This window comes from Vogesella mureinivorans (assembly GCF_007644035.1).
In the GTDB taxonomy this organism is placed as follows: Bacteria; Pseudomonadota; Gammaproteobacteria; order Burkholderiales; family Chromobacteriaceae; genus Vogesella; species Vogesella mureinivorans.
The window spans coordinates 1-307 of sequence record NZ_VMTV02000353.1 but is presented as its reverse complement, the minus strand read 5'-3'; the positions used below and the strand labels follow the sequence as shown (position 1 = coordinate 307).

Annotated in this window: 1 protein-coding gene; it reads right to left on the bottom strand. The window is 36.8% G+C overall.

Annotation, left to right across the window (positions count from 1 at the left end; translation table 11 throughout):
* Positions 1-307 (bottom strand): phosphoethanolamine transferase domain-containing protein (locus FLQ44_RS10960; RefSeq protein ID WP_206208815.1); only part of this gene is annotated, 307 nt, incomplete at both ends.

The following is a 307-nucleotide window of genomic DNA, read 5'->3' as shown; positions in this document are numbered from 1 at the left end:
AATGAATTGACAAAATAGGCACTAAGACCACCAATAAATACCAGAATGATTGCAAAGAATTTTGCGGTCCATTTCCAATCTAAGAGCTGTAGTAATAGATTGTATAAAGCAATCAATACTAAAGCTGTAGCAATCAAAAAGAGCTGGGCTTTTATACCTTGATAAGGAGTAAGCGCTTGAACTTTGCCCAGAAAACCAAAGTTCAGGCATAGCCCTAACCAGACTGCAACAATAAAATTAAAGGCCGTGAGGGAAATGGAGACTTCTCGTTGTTTGATACGTTGTATTAAATTAGACATTACTGTAG